Annotated in this window: 20 protein-coding genes; 7 read left to right on the top strand and 13 right to left on the bottom strand. The window is 68.6% G+C overall.

Annotated elements, in window-relative coordinates:
- Positions 1-155 precede the first annotated feature (155 nt).
- Genes ACYVN4_RS14180 through ACYVN4_RS14165 form a run of 4 tightly spaced genes read left to right on the top strand, consistent with a single transcriptional unit; the run spans position 156 to position 5,915 of the window.
- Positions 156-1,364, top strand: a complete 1,209-nt coding sequence (locus ACYVN4_RS14180; protein WP_460721121.1) for a hypothetical protein — start codon at positions 156-158, stop codon at positions 1,362-1,364.
- A 40-nt stretch (positions 1,365-1,404) separates the two neighbouring features.
- A complete protein-coding gene (locus ACYVN4_RS14175; protein WP_460722657.1) occupies positions 1,405-2,616 on the top strand; it encodes an HpcH/HpaI aldolase/citrate lyase family protein in 1,212 nt (403 codons plus the stop codon).
- Positions 2,613-5,039, top strand: coding sequence for a phosphoribosyltransferase (locus tag ACYVN4_RS14170; RefSeq protein ID WP_460721119.1), 2,427 nt, complete (start codon positions 2,613-2,615; stop codon positions 5,037-5,039). The genes ACYVN4_RS14175 and ACYVN4_RS14170 overlap by 4 nt, the downstream gene beginning before the upstream one ends.
- A 15-nt stretch (positions 5,040-5,054) precedes the next feature.
- On the top strand, positions 5,055-5,915 hold the full coding sequence (locus tag ACYVN4_RS14165; RefSeq protein ID WP_460722655.1) for an HAD family hydrolase: 861 nt from the start codon (positions 5,055-5,057) through the stop codon (positions 5,913-5,915).
- On the opposite strand, the gene ACYVN4_RS14160 is transcribed toward ACYVN4_RS14165, so the two are convergent.
- Genes ACYVN4_RS14160 through ACYVN4_RS14140 form a run of 5 tightly spaced genes read right to left on the bottom strand, consistent with a single transcriptional unit; the run spans position 5,845 to position 9,716 of the window.
- On the bottom strand, positions 5,845-6,603 hold the full coding sequence (locus ACYVN4_RS14160; protein ID WP_460722653.1) for an isocitrate lyase/PEP mutase family protein: 759 nt from the start codon (positions 6,601-6,603) through the stop codon (positions 5,845-5,847). The two genes, ACYVN4_RS14165 and ACYVN4_RS14160, sit on opposite strands and share 71 nt — an antisense overlap.
- Positions 6,584-7,327 carry a dihydroxyacetone kinase phosphoryl donor subunit DhaM gene (gene dhaM / locus ACYVN4_RS14155; protein ID WP_460721117.1) on the bottom strand — a complete coding sequence of 248 codons (744 nt, stop codon included), beginning with the start codon at positions 7,325-7,327 and terminating at the stop codon, positions 6,584-6,586. The genes ACYVN4_RS14160 and dhaM overlap by 20 nt, the downstream gene beginning before the upstream one ends.
- The gene (gene dhaL / locus ACYVN4_RS14150) at positions 7,324-7,941 is read right to left on the bottom strand and encodes a dihydroxyacetone kinase subunit DhaL (protein WP_460721115.1); all 618 of its coding nucleotides are present in this window, start codon (positions 7,939-7,941) and stop codon (positions 7,324-7,326) included. The genes dhaM and dhaL overlap by 4 nt, the downstream gene beginning before the upstream one ends.
- A complete protein-coding gene (gene dhaK / locus ACYVN4_RS14145) occupies positions 7,941-8,942 on the bottom strand; it encodes a dihydroxyacetone kinase subunit DhaK (RefSeq protein WP_460721113.1) in 1,002 nt (333 codons plus the stop codon). The genes dhaL and dhaK overlap by 1 nt, the downstream gene beginning before the upstream one ends.
- Positions 8,943-8,984: 42 nt before the next feature.
- Positions 8,985-9,716 carry a hypothetical protein gene (locus ACYVN4_RS14140; RefSeq protein WP_460721111.1) on the bottom strand — a complete coding sequence of 244 codons (732 nt, stop codon included), beginning with the start codon at positions 9,714-9,716 and terminating at the stop codon, positions 8,985-8,987.
- Between the two features lie 111 nt (positions 9,717-9,827).
- Here ACYVN4_RS14140 and ACYVN4_RS14135 point away from each other — a divergent pair, with 111 nt between their 5' ends.
- The gene (locus tag ACYVN4_RS14135; RefSeq protein WP_460721109.1) at positions 9,828-11,195 is read left to right on the top strand and encodes a TerD family protein; all 1,368 of its coding nucleotides are present in this window, start codon (positions 9,828-9,830) and stop codon (positions 11,193-11,195) included.
- A 7-nt stretch (positions 11,196-11,202) separates the two neighbouring features.
- On the opposite strand, the gene ACYVN4_RS14130 is transcribed toward ACYVN4_RS14135, so the two are convergent.
- The 3 genes from ACYVN4_RS14130 to ACYVN4_RS14120 form a co-directional block, all read right to left on the bottom strand.
- A complete protein-coding gene (locus tag ACYVN4_RS14130) occupies positions 11,203-12,813 on the bottom strand; it encodes a glycosyltransferase family 87 protein (protein ID WP_460722651.1) in 1,611 nt (536 codons plus the stop codon).
- Between the two features lie 90 nt (positions 12,814-12,903).
- Complete coding sequence (locus ACYVN4_RS14125; protein WP_460722649.1) at positions 12,904-15,060, bottom strand: transglycosylase domain-containing protein; 2,157 nt, start codon at positions 15,058-15,060, stop codon at positions 12,904-12,906.
- A 719-nt stretch (positions 15,061-15,779) separates the two neighbouring features.
- On the bottom strand, positions 15,780-16,193 hold the full coding sequence (locus ACYVN4_RS14120) for a DUF5318 domain-containing protein (RefSeq protein WP_460721107.1): 414 nt from the start codon (positions 16,191-16,193) through the stop codon (positions 15,780-15,782).
- A 195-nt stretch (positions 16,194-16,388) separates the two neighbouring features.
- Between ACYVN4_RS14120 and ACYVN4_RS14115 the strand changes: the two genes are divergently transcribed.
- Entirely contained in the window at positions 16,389-16,946 is a 558-nt protein-coding gene (locus ACYVN4_RS14115; protein ID WP_460722647.1) for a PadR family transcriptional regulator, read from the top strand.
- Complete coding sequence (locus ACYVN4_RS14110) at positions 16,939-18,036, top strand: inositol-3-phosphate synthase (protein ID WP_460721105.1); 1,098 nt, start codon at positions 16,939-16,941, stop codon at positions 18,034-18,036. Before ACYVN4_RS14115 ends, ACYVN4_RS14110 begins: the two co-directional genes overlap by 8 nt.
- Positions 18,037-18,165: 129 nt before the next feature.
- Here the strand turns inward: ACYVN4_RS14110 and ACYVN4_RS14105 are convergent, their stop codons facing one another.
- The 5 genes from ACYVN4_RS14105 to ACYVN4_RS14085 all read right to left on the bottom strand — a co-directional run bounded on the left by ACYVN4_RS14105 (position 18,166) and on the right by ACYVN4_RS14085 (position 23,345).
- On the bottom strand, positions 18,166-18,591 hold the full coding sequence (locus tag ACYVN4_RS14105) for a GyrI-like domain-containing protein (protein WP_460721103.1): 426 nt from the start codon (positions 18,589-18,591) through the stop codon (positions 18,166-18,168).
- Between the two features lie 8 nt (positions 18,592-18,599).
- Positions 18,600-19,055 carry a GyrI-like domain-containing protein gene (locus tag ACYVN4_RS14100; RefSeq protein ID WP_460721101.1) on the bottom strand — a complete coding sequence of 152 codons (456 nt, stop codon included), beginning with the start codon at positions 19,053-19,055 and terminating at the stop codon, positions 18,600-18,602.
- A 174-nt stretch (positions 19,056-19,229) separates the two neighbouring features.
- Positions 19,230-21,449, bottom strand: coding sequence for a transglycosylase domain-containing protein (locus ACYVN4_RS14095; protein WP_460721099.1), 2,220 nt, complete (start codon positions 21,447-21,449; stop codon positions 19,230-19,232).
- A gap of 91 nt (positions 21,450-21,540) precedes the next feature.
- Entirely contained in the window at positions 21,541-22,434 is an 894-nt protein-coding gene (locus tag ACYVN4_RS14090; protein ID WP_460721097.1) for a carbohydrate ABC transporter permease, read from the bottom strand.
- Positions 22,434-23,345, bottom strand: coding sequence for a carbohydrate ABC transporter permease (locus ACYVN4_RS14085; protein ID WP_460722645.1), 912 nt, complete (start codon positions 23,343-23,345; stop codon positions 22,434-22,436). Before ACYVN4_RS14085 ends, ACYVN4_RS14090 begins: the two co-directional genes overlap by 1 nt.
- Positions 23,346-23,474 lie beyond the last annotated feature (129 nt).

The following is a 23,474-nucleotide window of genomic DNA, read 5'->3' as shown; positions in this document are numbered from 1 at the left end:
CGCCGAGTCAAACAGTAATGGTTTCCCCAAATCCTGGATAGGTGGAGCCCAATACAGCTGGGCAGGACCAACTGTCATACGACAGGTTTGCACGAATACCCGCCGCTGTCGCCCGTAGAACTCGCGTCCGCGCGGACCGATCTAACATCGGGGGCGTGGCAGGCCGTCGACGCGGATGGTTCCGGGCATCCGGGACAGCTCAGAACAACGAATGGGCGCAACAGGCCCGGCAGGCGCTGACGACCGCCTTCCTGGATATGGACAAGCGGCAGACCATCGCCGAGGCCGCGGTCGCCGCGTCCGCGGCGCTGTTCCCCGAACGCGGTATGGCCGCGCGCTGGGATGTGGTGCGTGCCCGCTGCTACGGCGCCTCCGGCGCCTACCTGGCCCTCAACGACCGCCTCGACCAGGCCGAACGCGATGGCACCAGGATCGCCCAGCCCGAAATCGACAGTGTCATCCGGGGACTGGCCGAGGCCGCCGGTGGGGTCGACCAGTTCTATCGCGGCAATCAGGCCCACCTCGAGCACGCGGTCGCCGTGTACGGCTCGGTGCCGCAGTTGATCGCGCAGGTGCGTGCGCAGGCGCAGCAGCAACTCGCGGCCGTGGCCGCTTCGCCGTATGCCGAATACCCGTCGATCCACCACGCCGCGGCCGGTGTGAATGAGGGACTGGTCACACTCGAAGCGGCGGTGGCCGCCGGTTCCGGACGCTCCGGCCGCGATGCCGCGACCCGCCTCGAGACCCTGCTGCGGGAACTGTCCACCGCCCTGGAAGCCGCTCCCGCGAAACAGCATTCGGCCACCACCGCCATCTCCTCGGCGGCCACCCGGCTCGACGCCGCGCGCAATCGGGTGGAGCGCGTCGCGCCCGCCATGTCCGCGCTGCTGCGCGAGTTCGCGGCTGCGTCGTCCGACGATTTGGCGAACAATGAGCGACAAGCCCGGGAGGCCGTCGCGGCCGCCGACGCGGATCTGACCCGCGCCCGGGCCGCCCTCGCCGCCCACGACCCGGAGGATGCGCTCGACCTGACTTCCACCGCCCGCGCCCACCTGGCCACCGCCGAAGAGCGCGCCGAGGCCGTCGCCGATCGGCTCGCCCTGCTGCGGCAGGTGCGCGAGCAGCCCGCCGACCGCGCCAAGACCGTGCGCTTCAAACTGCGCGACGCGCAGATGCTGGCCGTCAACAAGGGTGTGGTCCCGCAATGGGGGACCGTGCTCGACGCCCAGTCCGAACGCCTGGAGCGGGCCGCCGCGGGCCTGAGCGGACGCCACCCCGACTACTGGGCCTACGTGTCCGAACTCGACGCCATCTCCGCCTTCGTGGCCGGGGTGGTCGATCGCATGCGAAATACCGACAGATAGACCGAAAGTCAGCAGGAGGACGGCCGCACCGATGACCGCGATGATCGACAGCGATCCGGAGCTCGCCCCAGTCTCCCTGCGTAAGACCTTCCCGCTGCGCCACTTCCGGCAGGTGCCAGGACCGGAACTGCGGCGGCTGTTCCACCTGCTGCCCGAACCCTTCGGCGGCTCCCGCGACCGGGAACTGCTGGCCATGGCCCTGGGCGCCACCCTGTACGTGCCCGCCACCCGGCCCGACCTCACCGCCACCATCGTGCGCCGTGCCGCGCGCGGCGTGTGCTCGATGGTCATCGATCTCGAGGACGCGGTCGCCGACCATGCCGTCGAGGCCGGAAAGCGGCAGGCCGCACGGACTCTCGACGAGCTCGCCGACAGCGGGGAGCCGCATCCACTGCTGTTCGTGCGGGTGCGCGATGCCGAGAGCATCGGTGAGATCGCCGCCCGGCTGCGATCCGGTGCGCGGGCGCTCACCGGATTCGTGCTGCCCAAATTCGATGCCGCCCGTGCGGGCGACTATCTGCGCGCCGTGACTGCCGCGTCGGAACGGCTGGGGCGCACCGTGTTCGGGATGCCGGTGCTGGAATCACCCGCGCTGGTGCACCGCGAGAGTCGCGACCGGGAACTGCGCCTGATCGGGGACCTGCTCGCCGAGCACCGCGAACAGATCCTCGCGGTCCGCATCGGGGCCACCGATATGTGCTCCACCTTCGGGATTCGCCGCGACCGCGACCTGACCATCTACGACGTGCGGGTGGTCGCCGACGTGATCGCCGACATCGTCAACTATCTGGGCCGCGCCGACGGCACCGGGTTCACCATCACCGGACCGGTGTGGGAGTACTTCGCCGACCACGACCGCATGTTCCGGCCGCTGCTACGCACCTCGCCGTTCGCCGAGATCGATGCGGTCCCGTTCCGGGAGTCGCTGGTCAGCCGCGATCTGGACGGGCTGTTGCGGGAGATCACGCTGGACCGCGCCAACGGGATCCAGGGCAAGACGGTCATCCACCCGTCGCATGTGGCCGTGGTGCACGCGCTCTCGGTGGTGACCCATGAGGAATACGCCGACGCGCAGGACATTCTGCGCGTCGATACCGGCGGCGTCGCCGCCTCCGGGTACCGCAACAAGATGAACGAGATGCGACCCCATCGCAGCTGGGCGCACCAGATCATGCGGCGCGCCACCGTATTCGGCGTCGCCAATCAAGGAGTCTCCTTCGTGGATCTGCTCAAGGCGCTGGTCGAATCGTGACCGCCGACGCCGCCCTACCCGCGCCCACCCGCGAACTCCCCTGGGCCACCCGCGAACTCGGCCTCACCCTCGATCACACCGATTCCGCACTCCCGCAACCCGATTGGCGCATCGACGCCCTGATCGAACCCGGCCTACGCCGCAACCCCCACCGCGCCCACCTGCTGGTCTCCACCGTGCTGGGCAAACACCTCCCCACCGACCCGCACCGCGTGCTCGAGGCCGGTAACCGGCTGGGGGACCTGGTTTCCGAGCTGCTCGGAGCCCGCCCGGCCGTCGTGCTGGGGTTCGCGGAGACCGCCACCGGGCTCGGCCACACCGTGGCGGCCCGCATCGGCGCGCGCTGCTACCTGCATTCGACCCGCCGCGACGTGCCCACCGCCGAAACGCTCGCGGGCTTCGAGGAGGGCCACTCGCATGCCACCTCACACCTGCTGCAACCGATGCCCGCCGCGGTGTTCGACAACGACCTGCCCATGGTGTTGGTGGACGACGAGATCTCCACCGGTGCAACGGCACTGGACGCGGTACGCGCGCTGCACACGTACATGCCGCGCACCCACTACATCCTCGCGTCGCTGGTCGATATGCGCACCGAAGCCGACCGTATCGCCTTCGAGGCGGCGGCCGCCGAACTCGGTGTCCGCATCGACACCGTCTGCCTGGCCACCGGCCGCACCCACCTGCCGACCGACCTGATCGACGCCGTCGCCGCACTCCCGGAACCGGCGCTCAACCCGGTTGCCGACCGCCGAGGTACCTGCACGCGGGTGGAATTGCCTTGGCCTGCAGACGTTCCGGAGGGCGGCCGTCACGGCTTCCTGGACTCGGACGCCGCGCCGTTCGACGCGGCGCTCGCGCGGGCGGTGGCCGTGCTGTCGCAGGAACTCACGGCACCGGCTGTCGACGGATCGAACGGGCCGCGCCCGGTGATCGTGGTGGCCCACGAGGAGCTCATGTATCTGCCGCTGCGGATCGCGGCGGCCCTGGCCGACAACGGCATTCCCACCCGCTATCAGACCACGACCCGATCCCCCGCCTACGTGCTGGACCGGCCGGGTTACCCGCTGCGCCGTGGATTCCGTTTCACCGCACCGGAATCCGGCGAGGATGCCCCCCGTTTTCTGTACAACGCGCAGTGGCCGGGCAGTTCGTCCGATCCGATCCTCCTGATCGTCGTCGACACTCCCGCCGACACCGAACGGCTCACGGCCACCGGCGGACTGGTCGACGTCATCACCGCCTCGGGTGCCGACGTCATGGTGGCGGTCCTCCCGGACGCGGATCCTCGCGCGCTCGAGGCTGCCCGCTCGTTGCCAGAACCGTTGTACGGGCCCGAGTTCGGGTCGTATGCGCGGGCAGAGGTGGGCTGGCTGCTGACCGATCTTTCCGGTGCCGAGTTGGAAGCCGATGTGGCGGAACGGGAACGGCTGATTCAGGCCGGGGACGCGCATTACGCGGAGTCGTTGCCGGTGGAGTATCAACCGGATGCGGCCTATCGCGAACTTTTCGATCGGGTGCTCGAGGAGAGCGCCGAGCGGTTGGCCTTGGCGGTGGCGACCGTGTCGGAGTTGGTGGTCGCCGAGCGGGGGAGTGCGGTCGTGCTGGTTTCGCTGGCGCGGGCGGGGACTCCGGTCGGGGTGTTGATGCGTCGGTGGCTGTCGGGGCGGGGGATCGAGGTGCCGCACTATGCCGTGTCGATCGTTCGGGAGCGGGGGATCGATGCGGTGGCGTTGGATTATCTTGCGCGCCATCACGATCCGGGGCAGATCGTCTTCGTGGACGGGTGGACCGGTAAGGGGGCGATCACCCGGGAGCTCGCCGAGGCCTTGACCGCCTACGAGGCAGCGGGTGGCGCGCGGTTCGATCCCGAGCTGGCGGTGCTCGCCGATCCGGGCGGTTGCGTGCGGACCTTCGGCACGCGCGACGACTTCCTCATCGCGTCGGCCTGCCTGAATTCCACTGTGTCGGGCCTGGTTTCCCGCACGGTGCTCAACGATCGGCTGATCAACCCGGACCAGTTCCACGGGGCCAAGTTCTACGCCGAGCTCGCGGGCCAGGACGTGTCCAACCGCCTGCTGGATGCCGTGAGCGACTGCTTCGACCGGGTGCGTCCGCTCGTCGACGCGCGAGTGCGTGAACTGCTGGCGGCCGACCGGACCCCCACCTGGGCGGGCTGGGAGTCGGTGGAGCGGGTGCGTGCCGAATACGGCATCGCGAGCGTGAATTTCGTGAAACCCGGTGTGGGCGAGACGACCCGGGTGCTGCTGCGGCGGGTGCCGTGGCGGGTATTGGTACGCGACCCCGACGCGGGCGAACACGCCCACATCCGAATGCTGGCGGCGGCACGCGGTGTGCCGGTCGAGACGGTGCCGGATTTGGCGTATGCCTGTATGGGTTTGATCAAGGATATGAAGGGATAGCTGGTGCGCTCGGTGATGGTGGCGACGGATCTGGATCGAACCATGATCTACACGCGAGCGGCCGGAGGGCCCTCGAATCTCCCGACGGTGTGTGTGGAACACCATGAGGGCCAACCGCTCTCGTACATGACGGAAGCGGCCGCGCGGCAATTGAGCACGCTGGCCGCGACGGCCGCGGTAGTTCCGGTCACCACCCGCACCATCGAGCAGTTCCAGCGGGTCGCGCTGCCCGGCGGGCCGTGGCCGTACGCGGTCACCAGCAACGGCGGCACCATCCTGCGCAACGGCCTGCCCGACCGGCGCTGGCGTTCGGCACTCGACGCCCGGGTGCGCGCGGAATGCGCCACCCTGATCGAGGTGCGCGCGGAATTGCGTGCGCGCGTGGACGAATCGTTCGCCCTCAAGCTGCGCGAGGCCGACGACCTGTTCTGCTACCTGGTCGTCGATGAGGCCCGGCTGCCCGCGAACTTCCTGGCGGACTGGGATGCCTGGTGCCGTCCCCGCGGCTGGTCGGCATCCCAGCAGGGCCGCAAGATCTACGCCATGCCGACGCCGGTGTGCAAGAGCGCCGCGGTGCACGAGGTGCGCCGCCGCCTGCTCGACGCCGGTGACCTGCACCCCGATTCGGTGCTGGCGGCCGCGGGTGACGGTGCGCTGGATGCCGAAATGCTGCGCACCGCCGACCTCGCCATCCGGCCCCGCCACGGCGAGCTGGAACAGCGCAACTGGATCCATCCGGGCGTGGCCGTCACCGCGACCTCCGGCATCCACGCCGCGGAGGAGATCCTGGACTACTTCCTGGGCGTCAGCGCCAACCCGCCAGCAGCTGGTTCACCTGCTCGGACAGGGCACGCTGCAGGAACGGCCCGAAACTGACCCGCGCCACACCGAGTTCGGCGAAGTAGGCGGGCGTGCCGTTGTCGGGCAGGCCGATCGCATTGACCGGCAGCGGCAGCTCCGCGGTGAGCGTGCGCTGTACCTCCGGCTCGTGGCGGCCCACCGGGTAGAGCACGTCCGCGCCCGCCTCGGCGGCCAGCCGCAGGCGGGTGAGCGCGCTGGAGAGCCGCTCCTCCGGGGTGCCGGTATCCTGGCGCAGGAACACGTCGGTGCGGGCATTGATCACCACGTGCACGCCGGAAGCGTCGGCGGCGGCCCGCAATTCGGCCACCAGGTCGGCGTGCTCCTGCGGGGTGCGCAACCGGCCGCCCTCGCTGTGGACCGAATCCTCCAGATTGAAGCCGACCGCGCCCGCCTCCAGCAGGCCCTCGATGATCGAGGACGGCTTCTCGGCGTAGCCGGATTCCAGGTCGACCGACACCGGAATGTCCACGGTTGCGGTGATTTCCCGCACCCGGGCCAGCACCTCGGCGAGGGTCATGCCCTCCTGGTCCGGCTTGCCCATCGAGTCGGCCAGCGGGTGGCTGCCGATGGTCAACGCCGAAAAACCGGCGTCGGCCACCAGTTTCGCGGACCAGGCATCCCACACCGTCGGCAGGATCACGGGGTTACCGGGCTGATGCAGTTGCAGGAACGTGGTGGCTTTCTCACCGAGGCTGGTCATGATCTCGATTCTCGACCAGCGCACCGATTTTGGCGACCACCCGCGCCGCATCGGGTCCACTCGCGCGGACTTCCAGCCGCTGGCCCGGGAGCACACCGAGGGTGAGCACCCGGGTGAGGCTGTCCCCCGCGACCGGGCCCGCGCCGGTGGTGGCATTGGACAGGGTCACCGTCGCATCGAAATCCCGCAGGGCCGCGACCAATTCGGCGGCGGGCCGGGCGTGCAGTCCGTGCTCGCCGGTGACCTCGAAGGTTGCGGTGAGCGAATCATCCACAGACCCAACGGCTGTGGATGATTGTGGATAACCCGGCACCGGGGCATCGGGGGATGCGCCGAGCTGGGCGTGTTTGGCGCCGAGCGCGCCCTCGGCCTCCCGAGCCACCACGTCCAGATCCGCGCCGCCACCGGCCGTCGCCAGCGCCGTCACCAGCCCCTCCACCAGCGGTGCGGCCGAAAGCCGCACTCGCACCGGTGAATCCAGCAGATCCAGCGCGGTCTCGGCGGACAGCACCGCGCTGCCCAGATCCATCAACACCAGCACGCCGTCCCCGCTGTCCGCCGCGGCAATGGCGTCGGCCACCGCGACCGCGTCGGTCCCGAACTCGCCGTTGTCCAGCCCGGCCGCGATCCGGACGTCGACGCCCTGCTCGGGCAGCAGCCCGGCCGCCAGCGCCACCGCGGCCTCCGCGAGCGCGCGGCTGTGCGACACCACCACCAGGCCGATCATCGCAACGCCCGACCGGCCGCCAGCACCAGCAGCGCCGCACTCGTGGCACCCGGATCCTGGTGTCCCGCACTGCGTTCACCGAGGTACGAGGCCCGGCCCTTGCGCGCCACCAGCGGCGTGGTCGCATCCCGCCCGGCCTCGGCCGCCGCCACCGCGGCAGCGAGCGCCTGGGGAGCATCGGCTCCGGCCGCGACCGCCTCGTCCAGCGCGTCGGCGGCCGGACCCAGCGTGTCCACCATGGTCTTGTCCCCGGGCTCGGCCTTACCGCGCGCGATCACACCGTCCAGACCGGCCCGGAAGCCGCGCGCGAAATCCGCGATATCCGAACCCTTTTCGACAGCACCGGCGAACCGCAGGAGGAATGTGCCGAACAGGGGACCGCTCGCCCCGCCGATGGTGCGGATGAGGACCAGCGCGGTCTGCTTGGCCACCTCGGCGGCCCCCTCGGGTGGCGAATCATCCAGTGCCGCAACCGCGGCCGTCATACCGCGTTGCATGTTCGTGCCGTGGTCGGCGTCGCCGATGGCGGCATCGAGCGCGGTCAATTCCGCGGCGTGCGCGTCGATCAGCGCCGCGAATTCCCGCACCCACACGGCCACGTCCACGCTCGCCATCAGATGCCCCACCGCAGCGCGGGCGTCCGCACCGGCGCGTCCCACAACGCCGTCAGTTCGTCGTCCAGCCGGGTCAGGGTGATCGAGCAGCCCGCCATATCGAGCGAGGTGATGTACGACCCGACCAGCGACCGCTCGATGTGGATGCGATGCCCGCGCAGGATCCGCGCCACCTCGTCGAACATCAGATACAGCTCGAGCAGGGGAGTGGCGCCCATGCCGTTCACGAAGCACAGCACCCGATCGCCCTGCGCGAACGGCAGATCCGCGAGGATCGGTTCCAGCAGCAGCTCCGCGATATCGTGCGCCGGGGCCACCGGCCGCCGCAACCGGCCCGGCTCCCCGTGGATGCCGATGCCGATCTCCATCTCGTGCTCACCCAGTTCGAAGGTCGGGTGCCCGACCGCCGGAACCGTGCACGAGGTCAGCGCCATCCCCATGCTGCGCGAATTCGCGTTCACGGTTTCGGCGATCCGAGCCACCTCGGCCAGCGGGTGGCCGGCTTCGGCGGCAGCGCCCGCCATCTTCTCGAGGATCACCGTCGCGCCCACCCCGCGCCGACCCGCCGTATACGTGCTGTCCTGCACCGCAACATCGTCGTTCACCACCACCGAGCGCACCTCGATGCCGGTCTCGGCGGCCGCCAGTTCGGCGGCCATCTCGAAGTTCATGACATCGCCGGTGTAGTTCTTCACGATGTGCAGCACCCCGGCCCCGGCATCCACGGCGGCGGTGGCGGCCTGAATCTGATCGGGCACCGGCGAGGTGAAGATCTCGCCGGGACAGGCCGCGTCCAGCATGCCGAGCCCGACGAAACCGCCGTGCAGCGGTTCGTGCCCGGAACCGCCGCCGGAGAGCAATCCCACCTTGCCCGGTACCGGCGCATCGGCGCGGACCACGATGCGCTGCTTCACATCCACCCGCAGCTCGGGGTGGGCCGCGGCCATGCCCGCCAGCGCGGCGTCCACCACCTCGGCCGGATCGTTGATGAGCTTCTTCACCGAATTCTCCCGTCGGCAGGCCGGTTACGATCCCTCGCGAGCTTATTCGGCGCGCTCCTCCAGGGTGCGGGCCAGCTCGATGTCGGTCACCAACTGCACCATCAGATCTCGCAGTTCACAGTCGGGCAGATGGTCGGCGGCGAACTCGAACGGCTCCGACACATCCAGCCCACCCTGCGTCGCGGCCAGGATCACCCACGGGATCCCGACGTCGGCCACGCCGAGTCGCTCCCGGATCAGATCCTCGGTGTCGTCCATCAATCCATTGCGCGCGGCCACCGCCGCCGTCATCTGCTCATCGAGTTCCACCCGGCGCAGTTCCAAAAGGCCCGCGTCGGCGCTGATCTCCTGGGCGGGCGTGGTGCGCACCGAGCCGTCGTCGTAGACCTGGTAGCCCTCGTTCACGCAGATGGTGCCCAATGTCACCTCGGCGTCGGCCAATTCGGGCAGCGTGCGCAGACAGTCCAGCACCGCGTCCAGCGCGGCCACCAGGCGGTCGCGAATATCGCGGCGGCGCACCAGCTCCCGCTCCGCGTCCTCCCGCTCGGACAGCACCTGCTCGACCGCCCGGCCGATCTGGAAGGCCATGGCGGTGGATTCCGGGGCCCAGCCGCCGCGCGGGACGAACTCGTCCTCCTTGGGCGTGATGGTGTCCAGGAACGCATTCACCGCATCGAGCAGGTCCCGCAACTGGTCGCGGGACACGGCCGGATGCCGGAAGGCTCGCAGGTACTGCTCGTGCGCTTCCACGGGATCGACCTCACCGTCGCTCACCCAGCCGATCCTGCCACGGCCGCCCGCCCGGGCTGCTAATCACGGCCACGGCCCGTGTCGCGGAGTTCTCGTAGAGTGGCAGCGAAAGCACCGACAAGCGAAGGGTCGATCTTGTCCACAGTTTTGGTGAAGGGCCAGAACGGTCCCTCCAGCGTCCGTGACCTGGTGATCAGCGTGCAGGTGGCCGCGCCCGCGGACCTGTCCGCGCTGCTGGTCACCGCCGCGGGCACCGTCCGCACCGACGCCGACTTCGTGTTCTTCAACCAGCCTTCCGGCCCCGGCGTCAGCTTGCGGCCCGGCGCACCCGGGCAGCCGCAGGTGCTGGCCGTGGCCCTGAACGAGATTCCCGCCGAGATCGAGCAGCTGCGGGCCGTCATCACCCTCGACGACGCCGGTGCCAGCTTCGGGCAGCTATCCGCGCCCGTGGCGCAGGTCGGCGATGCCGCCGGAAACGTGTTGTACGAGTACCGGATCGACGGGCTCAGCACCGAATCCATCGTCATCGCACTGGAGTTGTACCGCCGCCAGGGTGAGTGGAAGGTGCGCGCGGTCGGCCAGGGCTACGCGGGCGGTTTCGCGGCACTGGTCACCGACCACGGCGTCCAGGTGAACGAGGCCCCGCAACCCGCGGCCGCGCCGGTACCGCCCGCCGCTGCGCACATGCCGCCCGCGCCAGCGCCGTTGGCGGCGCCGATCCCCAGTTATCCGGCGCCGACCGAGAGTTACGCCCCGGCGGGTGGCTACCCGCCGCCCCTGCCGAACCAGGGCTATCCCCAGCCCACCGAGCAGTACGCGCCGACCGGCGGCTATCCGCCGCCGGCCTACCAGCAGTCCGCCCCCATCCCTCCGCCGCCTGGGTATGCCCAGCCCGGCCCGGTCGATCGCGACCTGCCGAACGGACACGCGGTCAGCCTGGTCAAGGGCCAGCGCATCAATCTGCGCAAGGAGGGCGGCGCGGCCCTCGGCTACGTGAAGATGGGGCTGGGCTGGGATCCGGTCAAGCGCGGCGGCGTCTTCGGCAACAAGACCGTAGAGGTGGATCTGGACGCCTCGGTCGTGCTGTTCGCCGGCCCCAAGCCCGTCGACGTCGTCTACTACGGCAGCCTCAACTCCAAGGACGGCTCCATCCGGCACCTGGGCGACAACCTGACCGGTGAGGGCGAGGGCGACGACGAGGAGATCACCGTCGACCTCACCCGGATCGCCGACTCGGTCAACACGCTCCTGTTCATCGTGACCTCCTACAAGGGCCACACCTTCGAGCAGATCGCCAACGCCTACTGCCGTCTGGTCGACAGCGCCACCAATGCCGAGCTGGCGCGCTTCACCCTCGCGGGCGGCATGCCGTTCACGGCCATGGCGATGGCGAAGATGTATCGCCCTGCGCCGGGCGCGGATTGGAAGCTGGAAGCCCTCGGCGAGGGCTTCCAGGCCAAGCATCCGGGCGAGGCCGTGCCGCAGCTGGCCCGGTTCGTCTAGCGGTCGTTCAGGTAACGGGAGCGGGCTGCCGCGGCCGCAGCAGCGGCGGCAGCCAGGGCCGCTGCGGATCCGGGGCGTGCGCGAGCAGACCGCCCCCCGGATCGTCGACCCCGTCGCGGCGCACCGGATCCTCACCGGGCCGGTAGATCTGGCGGATCACCAGCACGCACAACGCGACCACGGCCAGATCCCGCAGCACCACCGCGCCGGTGAACCACTGTTCCGGCAGGCCCTTGTGATCGGGGCCCAGGTAGTAGTACATGCGCGGCACCCACACCAGAGCATCGATCGTCATCCACGCCAACAGGATTCGCCGCTGCGGTATCGCCAGCACCGCCAGCGGCACCAGCCACAGCGAATACTGCGGGCTCCACACCTTGTTGGTGAGCAGGAATGCCGCCACCACCAGGAAGACCAACTGCGCCAACCGTGGTCGCCGCGCCGCGGTCAGGCCGATCCAGGCGATGCCCGCGCAGGCGGCGACAAACAGCAACAGCGACACCGCATTCAATATCGTCGGTGTCTGCTGCGGTCCCAGCACCCCGTCGAATCCGCTCCAGTCGGTGAACGAGGTGATCACGTTGTAGATCGAATCCGGGTCGGCGTGGCGTTCGGTGTTGAGCCGGAAGAACTCCCACCAGCCGTCCGGGTAGAGCGCCGCGATGGGCGCGTTCACCGCCAGCCAGGTGATCACCGCGCCCGCGACGGCCGCGCCCGCCGCCCGCAGCGGCCGCACTCCGCCCCAGGCCGATTCGTCCTCGTCGAGGCGTTCGGCGCGCAGGCACAGAATCACGATGGGCCCCAGCAACAACAGCGGATACAGCTTCGCCGCGCCGCCCAGACCCAGCAGTACGCCCGCGATCACCGGCCGTCGCCGCGCCCAGGCCAGCAGGCCACCGGCCGCGAAAGCCGTTGCCAGCGCGTCGAAATTGGTGAAGGCGTGCACCAGCACCAGCGGTGAGAGCGCCACCAGCGCGGCATCCCACACCCGGCGTCCGGCCGAGAGCGCCGTCGCCCAGATGGTCACCAGCCAGGCCAGCGCGAGTCCGACGGCCACCACATCGAAGTAGATGACCACCTCGAGCGCACTGTGCCCGGGCAGCGCGGACATCTTCCACGCCTTGGCGATTCCCATGGAGGCGTACTGGTAGAGCCCCGACAGCACCGGGTACTCCATGTACCGGACCTGCGGCCGGCCGTCGCCGCCGGTCTCCACCCACTGCTTCTTGTACGGGAACGCGCCCTCGTTGAGATGCTCGGCCCCGTACAGCGGCACGGTGTCGGAGTAGCACATGGCGATGTACTGGCGGCCGTTGCTCCAGTCCAGCCCCAGCACGCCGTCGTCCGGCCGCTGCTGGATGCAGCCCGCCTTACCGAACCAGCTGAACGCCAGGAACAGCACCGCGAACGCCATCATCACGCGCATCGGTGTCCAGAAGCGGACCCGGCCGATCACCGCGTGATCGCCCACCGGGCCGCCGATCAGATCGCACAGCTGCGCGGTCAATGTGTCGGTGCGACTGGGCTTGTCGCGATCGTCGATCGATCGCAGATCCCCGGCCAGCGGCTCCGGCGATTCGTAGACGACCGGTACCTCGCGCGTGCGAGCCTCTTCCACCGCTGCCTCCCCCGGCTTCAGCGCGCCACCGGCCGGCTCGCCCGAGGCGGCCGGCCGGTGCACCAGTTCCTGCTCGATCACGGCAGCAGGCTACCGAGTCGGCCTGGACCCGTTGCCGTTGCCGTTCCCATTACCGCCACCGCCGTTCGGCGCGGTCGTCGGTGTGGACCCGTCGGCCGGGGCCACCGGCTGACCGGACATCGGCCCGCCGTCCTGCGGACTTGCCGGTTGGGTCGTCTGCCGCTGATTGTTCGGATTGGGTGCCAGACCCGGCACCGGGATCGTGATACCCGGCAGGATCTCGACCTGGCTCTGCGTCACCACCGGCGGCAGCACCGGCTGCTCGGTGGTGGACGGCGGCGTGTACGGCGCGGACCAGGACGGCACACCACCGTCGGAGCTGCCGATCTTGCCGGGCTTCGGGAAGGTCTCGGTCGGCGTGCCCTTGAGCGCGCCGTCCATGGTGGCCTTCCAGATGTCGGCGGGCAGACCCGAACCGTAGATCATGCCGCCGTTCACGTTGCGCAGCTTCTCGTTACCGGCGGCGGTACCGACCCACACGGCGGTGGACAGCGACGGCGTGTAGCCGACCATCCACGCGTCCTTGTTCTCGACGGTGTCACCCAGCTGGGCGGTACCGGTCTTCGACGCCGACTGCCGGTCACTGGCCAGCTGATGCTTGTTCGAGTACTGCGCGATCGGCTTCAGCGCGTCGGTCACGTTGTCCGCCACCGCCGCCGCGACCTTGCGGTCACCGGCGACATCGCCACGATCCATCAGCACGGTGCCGTCGGAGGCGACGACCTTCTGCACGAAGTGCGGTGCGTGATACATGCCCGAGGCGGCCAGCGTGGCATAGCCCGAGGCCATGTCCAGCACGCGAACGTTGTACTGGCCCAGCACGATACCGTTGTTCGGCGACCCGCCACCCGGCTCCACCAGCGTCTGGCCGATACCCGGGACGTTCTCCGGAATGCCGAGACGGTGCGCCATGTCGGCGATCTTCTGCGGGCCGTTGCCCGGCATGTCCAGCATCATCCGGTAGAAGCTGGTGTTGTAGGACCGCTTGGTCGCCTCGGCGATGGTGCACACGCCGCAGTTCTCGTCGGCGACATTGTGAATGTCGATGCCGTTGACCTTGAACGGCGAGGAGCTGTCGTACATGGTCGAGAGCGGCTTGCCCAGTTCCAGGTTCTCGGCCAGGCCGAACACCTTGAACGAGGAGCCCGGCTGCAGCCCGGCATTCGCGAAATCGAAGCCCTGGCCGTCGGATCCGCCGTAGTACGCCTTCACCGCGCCCGTCTTGGGATCGACCGACACCACCGCGGTGCGCAGCTGATCCGGCTCGCCGTCCATCACCTTGTTGACCGCGTCCACCGCCGCCTGCTGCGCCTTGGCGTCGATCGTGGTGGTGATGGTCAGGCCCTGGGTGTTCAGGTCGTGCTCGGAAATGCCCGCGGCTTCCAGCTCTTTGAGCACCTGGGTCTTGATCAGGCCCTCCGGACCGGAGTCCAGGGTCTTGTCGTGCGCGGCGTCCGCGGCCGAGATGACGGTTGGGTACTGCATGCCCTTGCGGTCGTTGGAGTTCAGATTGCCGCCGTCGACCATGCCGTCGAGCACGTAGTTCCAACGGGTCTTGGCGCCGTCCGGGTTCTTCTCCGGATCCAGGTTCGAGGGCTGCTGAATGGTCGCGGCCAGCACCGCGCCCTCGGCCACCGACAGCTCTCCCACCGGCTTGTTGAAGTACGCCTTGGACGCCGCGTCGATGCCGTACGCGCCGCGGCCGAAGTAGATGGTGTTGAGGTAGGCGGCCAGGATCTGATCCTTGGACCACTGCTGGGCCATCTTGGCCGAGATCACCAGCTCGCGCAGCTTACGGGTCAGCGAGTGCTCGTTGCCGACCATCGCGTTCTTCACGTACTGCTGGGTGATCGTCGAACCACCACCGGCGCTGGAATCCCCGGTCAGCTGACCGAGGGCCGCGCGGCCGAAGCCCTGAATCGAGAAGCCCGGATTGGTGTAGAACGAACGGTCTTCCGCGGCGATCACGGCATTGCGCACGTGCGGCGGAATCTGATCGATCGTCACATCGGTCCGGTTGCCCTCCGGCGGAATGACTTTCGCGAGCACGGAGGTGCCGTCGGCCATGTAGATGGTGGCCACCTGGTTGTTCTTCAGGTCACCGGGCTGCGGCACGTTCACCGTCGAATAGGCGTACAGGAAGATCGAACTCATGCCGCCGAACATCAGCGCGATGAACAGATAGATGACGCGCCGGACGATCCGCCAGGGCGAGCTCTTCTTTTTCTTCGGCGCGCCCTTGCCGCCGCCACCACCGGGGCCGTTGCCGCCGGGCCGCCGCGGCGGCGGACCGGAGGGGACGTCGCCCTGCGGGCGAGGCCGGGTCGCGGTACCCGCACCGGCTCCCGCGCGCACGGCGCGATCGGAGATCCGCTGGGTGCGGTCGGAGGTGGCCGCGCGGGAAATGTGGTTCGGAACCGCCTGGCGCCCGCCGGTATTCAGCTTGGCGTCCTGATTGGCGGGATGGGGCAGCTTGCGTGTCGCATCCGGATTGTCCGGTCGCTGCGGCGGCGGGCCCTGACGTCTAGGGGGCTGACCGCCCTGCGGCATCGGACCGCGCGGCGGCTGCCCGTTCGGTCCGCGCGGCGGCAGGCCGCCGGGACCACCGGGACCGCCGACGGGACCACGCTGCGGACCACCCGCCCCGGGTGTGGGCCGATTCGCTCCGGGCGGCGGGCCTGCCGGTCGAGGCGGCGGGTAGCCACCGGGGCCGGGTTGCGAACCGCCACGGGGGCGGCCGCCGTGCGGTCCGTCGTCATAGGGCGATGTCACAGCCTGGCTCTCCAATAACTACTCGGTACGGGTCCTGATTGGCTCAGTGCGGTCACGCGTTGCACCGCGGCGGGCATGGTCGTGCCCGCTGGATCAGCAGTCGACGTGGCCTCTCACTCGGCGGCCGTGCGACGGGTGCCGGTGCGGCGGCGCCTCGTCGGTGCCGGGGTCGACCCCAGCACATAGGACTGCACCAGATGATTCCAACTGCAGGTCCGGCACACCTCGACCACATGCACCGAGAACTCCTCGCGAGACTCGGCCAGCCGGACCAACTCTTCCGGCGTGCGGGCGGAGCCCGCCACGGGCCCGAGCCCGTCGCCGTAGACCCACGATACGAGAGTCAACTGCTCTTTCCTGCAGATAGGGCATGTGACCTCGCTCCCCCGACCGTGGAACTTCGCCGCACGCAATAGGTACGGATTCGCATCGCACACTTCCGCGACGTCCACCCGCCCCGCGTAGACGTCGGCCAGCAGCGACTTACGCCGAAGCGCATAGTCCACTACCTGCCGCTGTATTCGCACGCGACCCAGAGTACTTGCGGCCACCGTCGGCCCGCACGCCCCGAGTCGACTCTCACGGAATCTCCACATGGGTCGGGCGGTTCGGGGCGCGGCTGCCGAGGCCGCGAACGCGCGCCAACTATATCGGCGCGATATAGTTTGGAACTGCATCCATCGGTTAGGTTCTGAACACACAACAGTCAGGAGGTGAAGCCCGTGCTGGAACTGGCGATCCTCGGGCTGCTCCTCGAATCACCGATGCACGGCTACGAGTTGCGGAAGCGACTTACCGGTCTGCTCGGGCCTTTTCGGGCCTTCTCCTACGGGTCGCTCTATCCGGCCCTGCGGCGCATGCAGACCGACGGCCTCATCGCGGAGGAGAGTCCGCAGGGATTGGCCACCCGCCGTGCGCGGCGGGTCTACAACCTGACTGAGCCCGGCCGGGAGCGGTTCGCGGAACTGCTCGCCGACACCGGGCCACAGAACTACACCGACGACGGCTTCGGCGTTCATCTGGCCTTCTTCAGTCGCACCCCCGCGGAAGCGCGGATGCGAATCCTGGAGGGCCGGCGGAGGCAGGTCGAGGAGCGCCGAGAAGGACTGCGGGAAGCGATAAAACGCGCCAGCGGGCAACTGGACCGCTATACCCGCCAGCTCCATCAACTCGGTCTCGAATCAAGCGAGCGCGAAGTGCGCTGGCTCAACGAGTTGATTGCCGCAGAGCAATCGACGAAGGCGGCACCACAGAAAGAGGGAAATATCGGCCATGAGTGACATCAACACCGAAGTACGGGTGGCCATCGTCGGCGTGGGTAACTGCGCGTCTTCCCTGGTTCAGGGCGTGCAGTACTACAAGGACGCCGACGCGGATTCGACCGTCCCCGGACTCATGCACGTGAAGTTCGGTCCCTACCACGTTCGCGATGTGAAGTTCGTCGCCGCGTTCGACGTCGACGCCAAGAAGGTCGGCTTCGACCTGTCCGACGCGATCTTCGCCAGCGAGAACAACACCATCAAGATCTCCGACGTGCCGCCGTCGGGCCTCACCGTGCAGCGTGGTCCGACGCTGGACGGCATCGGCAAGTACTACGCGCAGACCATCGAGCTGTCCGAGGCCGAGCCGGTCGACGTCGTCCAGGCGTTGAAGGATGCCAAGGTCGACGTCCTCGTGTCCTACCTTCCGGTCGGTTCTGAAGAAGCCGACAAGTTCTACGCGCAGTGCGCCATCGACGCGGGTGTGGCCTTCGTCAATGCGCTGCCGGTGTTCATCGCCTCCGACCCGGTCTGGGCCCAGAAGTTCGTCGACGCGGGCCTGCCCATCGTCGGCGACGACATCAAGTCCCAGGTCGGCGCGACCATCACGCACCGCGTGATGGCCAAGCTGTTCGAGGACCGCGGTGTCACGCTGGACCGCACCTACCAGCTCAATGTCGGCGGCAACATGGACTTCAAGAACATGCTGGAGCGGGAGCGGCTGGAGTCCAAGAAGGTCTCCAAGACCCAGGCCGTCACCTCCAACCTCGAGGGCCCGCTGGCCGGCAAGGTGCACGACCGCAACGTGCACATCGGCCCGTCGGACTACGTCGAGTGGCTCGACGACCGCAAGTGGGCCTACGTCCGGCTCGAGGGGCGCGCCTTCGGCGACGTGCCGCTGAACCTGGAGTACAAGCTCGAGGTGTGGGACTCGCCGAACTCGGCGGGCATCATCATCGACGCGGTGCGCGCGGCCAAGATCGCCAAGGATCGCGGCATCGGCGGACCCGTCCTCCCGGCCTCGGCCTACCTGATGAAGTCCCCGCCGAAGCAGCTGGCCGACGACGTCGCCCGCGCCCAGCTGGAAGCGTTCATCATCGGGGCTGAATAACTCTCATCGCTCTCAGGGGGCTTCGCCCCCCGAACCCCCGATGAGAGACGTGGGGGCTCCGCCCCCACACCCCCAAATACAAACGGCGGCACCGCGAATCGCGGTGCCGCCGTCTGTTTGCTCTGGACGTCAGTCGAGCGAGACGTACACCTCGACCGAGGTCGGCCCGGTGTAGCGCTCGATCTCCGCGCTGTGCGAGCGGGTGATGGTGCCCGCGTTCTCGGCCTTGGCGACCTTGGCCCACGCGGTGCGCAGCAAGTCGTAAGGCTTGTCCGAGACAACGAATTTCGCGTAGCGGCCCGCCGGGATGCGGGTGACCACATCACCGGTGTCCAGATCGCTCAGACCCGAAAGTTCGTAGCCCAGCACGGCCACCGCGTGATCGTTCTGGCCGATGTAGGCGGCGGTCCGCTCGGCCTTCTTCTCGCGCGCCAGGTAGCGGTCCCAGGTGAAGTTCACCAGATCCAGATCGCGCGCGGTGACCTCGCGGCCGGCCAGGGGGATGGTCAGGCCGCCGACCAGGAACTCCTCCAGGGTGACGATTTCGAAGTCCACTGCTTCCCCTACCCCTCGGCGCTGGGATCCAGCGCGACGAAAACCTCTACCGTCCGGTTGTCCGGATAGTGCTCGAAATCCCCGGTGTACGCGCGCACCAGAGTGCCGGCCGCCTCGAGGTCCCAGACCGTGCGCCAGATCGACACGATGATGTCGCCGAGATTGTCGCCACTGCGAATGAAGCGCGCGAATTTACCGGCCGGGATACGGGCGAGTACATCGCCTGGCAATAAATCGTCCAAGTTCTTGCACTCGTACCCGACGACATGCGTCAGATACGAACCGATCTCCGGCGCGTGATCCACATACGCGGTCGCGGGGGGACCGGGCAGATCGCGTGCCAAATTCTGCTTCCAGGCCTCCTCGACCTTCGCGCGGCGCGGTCCTTCGACCGCTAGTGCCGGACTGCGTAGCACCGTTCCGGCTACCAGCGTTTCGTGGCGTTCAACGACATTGAAATCCACCGGCGTCGCCCCTAAGTCTCGTGCTGTCTCCGACCCCACCCTGCTCCCAACCCGCATCCTGCCATCGACTCCAGGAGTCATTGAAGCCGGTGGCGGTCTCCACCATATCCGTGGCTGCCCATAGATGGGCACAGTAGGCATGAAACATGATCAACACAGCATCACTGTTTCGAATCAGCCCGGCACAGGGATGCTGAGGCCCGGGAAGATTTCTACTTCCTTGGGGGTCGGGGCCGGGGGGATGACGAGGACCGGTTCTTGTTGGGGGCCGGGGGCGGGCGGGTTGAGGATGTCGTAATTGCCGTTGCTCGGGGGCATTCCGGCGATTTGTTCCGGCGCGGGGAATTGGTCGACGGGACTGCCGTCGAGGGCGCCGTCCATGGTCTGCTTCCAGAGGTCGGCGGGCAGACCGGAACCGTAGATGGCGGCGCCGCGCGAGGTGCGGATGGGTTGGGACTGTTCGGTTCCCACCCAGACCGCGGTGGACAGGCCCGGCGTGAAGCCGACCATCCAGGCGTCCTTGTTCTGGCCGCTGTCGCCGAGCTGGGTGGTGCCGGTCTTGGCGGCCGCGGGGCGGCCGCCCGCCAGGTTGTGATTGTTGGAGTAGGCGGCGATGGGCAGCATCGCCTGGGCGACGGTGTCGGCCACCGAAGTCTGGATGCGCTGCTCGGTCTTGCGCGGGTCCTTGCCGCGGTCGAGCAGGACGCGGCCGTCGCCGGTGATCACCTTCTGCACGAAGTAGGGCGCGCGGTAGGCGCCGGAGGCGGCCAGGGTGGCGTACGCGGACGCCATGTCGATGGGGCGCACCGAATACGCGCCCAGCACGATGGCGGGCAGCGGCGGGCCGCCGTCCTCGGTGAGGGTCTTGCCCGGCACGCCGGGGATCTGATCGGGGATACCGGCCTGATGTGCCGCATTGGCAATGGCTTTCGGGCCCTCGAACAGGGTCTGGGTGAGCCGGTAGAAGCTGGTGTTGAGCGACCGCTTGAACGCCTCGGCCAGCGAGCAGGTGCCGCAGGACTCGCCGCCCACGTTCTGGATCTTCTCGCCGTTCACCGTGACCGGTTCGCTGTCGAGCCGATACGACAGCGGGATACCCTGCTCCAGCGCGGCCAGCACCGCGAAAGTCTTGAAGGCGGAACCGGTTTGCAGCGGGGCCTGCGCGAAGTCGAAGCCGATGCCGTCGGGTCCGCCGTAGTAGGCGCGCACCGCGCCCGAGCGCGGATCGATCGAGACGACGGCGGTGCGCAATTCGCCGGGCTGCCCGCCCAACACGTTGCCGACCGCGTTCAGCGCGGCCTGCTGCGCCTTGGCGTCGATGGTCGTGATGATCTGCAGCGCACCGGTATTCAGGTCGTGTTCGCTGATGCCGGAGGAGCGCAGCTCGCGCAGCACCTGTGCGCGGATGAGTCCCTCGGGGCCGCGCGGGGTGCTGTCGTCCACCTCGGTGGCCGGGAGGATGTTCGGGAACACGGTGGCGGCGCGCTCGTTGTGGTTGAGCACGCCCATGGTCACCATGCCGTCGAGCACGTAGGTCCAGCGGGCCTTCAGCTGTTCGAGGTGGCTCTCCGGGTCCAGCAGCGACGGGGTGCGGATCACCGAGGCCAGTACCGCGCCCTCGGCGAGGCTGAGTTCGGTTGTGGGCTTACCGAAGTACGCCTTGGCGGCGGCCGAGATGCCGTACGCGCCGCGCCCGTAGTAGATGGTGTTGAGGTAGGCGGCGAGGATGTCGTCCTTGCTCCATTCGCGGGCCATCTTGGCGGAGATGATGAGCTCGCGCATCTTGCGGCTCAGTGTCCGTTCGGAACTCAGGAAGGCGTTCTTCACATACTGCTGGGTAATGGTGGAGCCGCCACCCGCGTCGTCGCGGCCCAGCAGGTTGTCGCGGGCCGCGCGCAGGAACGCCGAGGTGGAGTAGCCCGGATTGGTGTAGAAGTTGCGGTCCTCGGCGGAGAGCACCGCCAGCCGCACCGGTTCGGGTACGTCGCTGAGCGGGACCGGGACCCGATTGCCTTCCGGCGGAACGACCTTCGCGATGACGGAGTTGCCGTCGGAGGCGAGGATGGTGGCGATCTGGTTGGTCTGCACCGCATTCGGGTCCGGGATCTCGGCGCTCCAGTACGCGATGCCCATCAGCGTGGTCGGCATGACCACCAGGACCAGGAACAGAGCGAGTATCAGGCGGCGTAATCGCTGGCCGCGGGTGCGCCGCGGACGTGGTGACGGGTCGGGCTGTTTCGCTGCTCGCGGTGGCTTCGCGCGGCGGCGCGGCCTGCTGTGCGAGGGCTGTTGCCCCCGGCGGGCCGCCGCCGACGCCAGCTCGTTCCAGCCCGCCGTGGTGCCGTATGGCGCGGGTTCCCCACGACGTCGCTTGCGGGACGAGCTCACGAGCATCTCCTTCCGGAGCGTCGAAAAAGCTTGTGACAGGTGACGCCGCGGACCCATCCACGGCGCGACCCATGCTAATCGACGTTGCTCGGCGTCCCTAGCTCTTCACGCCGCCGGCGGTGAGGCCGGAGATGATGCGGCGCTGGAACAGCAGCACCATGATCACCAGCGGAATGGTGACGATGGTGCCCGCGGCCATGATCGCGCCGTAGGGCGGCACCTTCGAGCCGTTGTTGCCGCCGAAGTGCGCGACCGCGACCGTCACCGGCGCGGTGGCGTCCGAGGACAGCAGGTTGGCCAGCAGGAATTCGTTGACCGCGGCGATGAAAGCCAGGATGGCCGTGGTGAACACGGCGGGCGCGGCCAGCGGCAGCATGATCAGCCGGAAGGCCTGGAAGCGCGACGCGCCGTCGATGCGCGCGGCTTCCTCCAGCTCCCAGGGCAGTTCGCTGAAGAACGAGGACAGGATGTAGACCGTCATCGGCAGCACGAACGAGATGTTCGGGATGATCATCGCCTGGTAGTGCCCGTACCAGCCGAGGTCGGTGAACAGCTGGAACAGCGGCGTCGCCAACACCACGACCGGGAACATGGACGCCGACAGGATCAGGCCCGCGACCAGGTACTTGCCGCGGAAGGTCAAGCGCGCCAGCGCATATGCGGCCATCACGCCCAGTGCCAGGGCGATGGCGGTGGTGGCCGAGCCGATGAGCACGCTGTTGCCCAGCGCGCGACCGAAATTGGTGCCGCGGCTGGTGTCGAAGGCGGTCCGGAAGTTCTCCAGCGTCAGGTGCGTCGGCCACGGCGTGGTGTCGAAGACGTACGCCGGATCGCGCAGTGCGGTGACGACCATCCAGTAGAACGGGGCCAGCCCCCAGATCAGCACGATCAGCGCGCCCAGGTAGACGCGGCCCGAGGTGAGCCGCTGCTGCCAGGAAAGTGTCTGCCGCACCGGCGGCTTGGCGGTCTCGTCGATCACGTTGGTGCTCATCAGTGCGCCTCCCGCTGCTCTTCCTGGGTGCGAACAGCGTTGGCGCCCAAACCCTTCACCAGTACGAACGCGACCGCGAAGATGAGCAGGAAGGTGATCACCGACAGGGCCGAGGCGCTGTTGGCGCCCGACCGCGACTGGTCCACCACCAGCATCGAAATGGTGCGGGTGGCACCGAGATTCTGGGTCATGATGGCGGGCAGATCGTAGAGGCGCAGGGCGTCCATGGTGCGGAACAGCACCGCCACCAGCAGCGCCGGCTTGAGCAGCGGCATGGTGATGTAGCGGAACCGCTGCCAGGCCGAGGCGCCGTCCACGCGGGCGGCCTCGTACACGTCGCCCGGAATCACCTGCAGGCCGGCCAGAATCAGCAGCGCCATGAACGGGGTGGTCTTCCAGACGTCGGCGATGACGACCGCGAAGCGGGCGGGCCAGGTGTCGACGGTCCACACGATGTGGGTGCCGAAGACCCGATTGACCACGCCGTCGACGTGGAACATGAACTCCCACAACCGCGCCGTGACCGCGGTGGGAATGGCCCACGGGATCAGCACGGCCGCGCGCAGCAGCGCGCGGCCCTTGAAGGTCTTGCCCATGATCATGGCCATGCCCAGGCCGATGGTGGCCTCCAGCGTGACCGTGACGATCGCGAAGAACACGGTGACGCCGACGGCGGCCCAGAATTCGGAGCCGCCGTTACCGGTCGGGCAGGAGATGGTCTGGCCGAGCGAGTCGGTGCACTGTTGCAGCAGCCAGTGCGTGTAGTTGCTGAATCCGGCGCTGCCGCCGTCCACGAACATGCCCGTGGACTTGTCGATGCCGGCGTCCTTCTGGAAGGACATGATCACGGCCCGGACCACCGGGTAACCGACGACCACGATCAGCGCGATCAGCACCGGAGCGACGAACAGCCAGGCCCGGGCGGTGAGGCCGAGGAGCGGCCCCCGGCGCTTGGGCTTCGGGCCGTTCGGCTGTGCCGCTTCGGATTTCACGAATTGCTCCGTCGGTTCGGACTCCGCGACGTCGGTCGCTCCCGGAGG

Source organism: Nocardia heshunensis, assembly GCF_054782115.1.
Note: the sequence above shows the minus strand (reverse complement) of the source record. Positions and strands in the feature narration are given on the sequence as shown.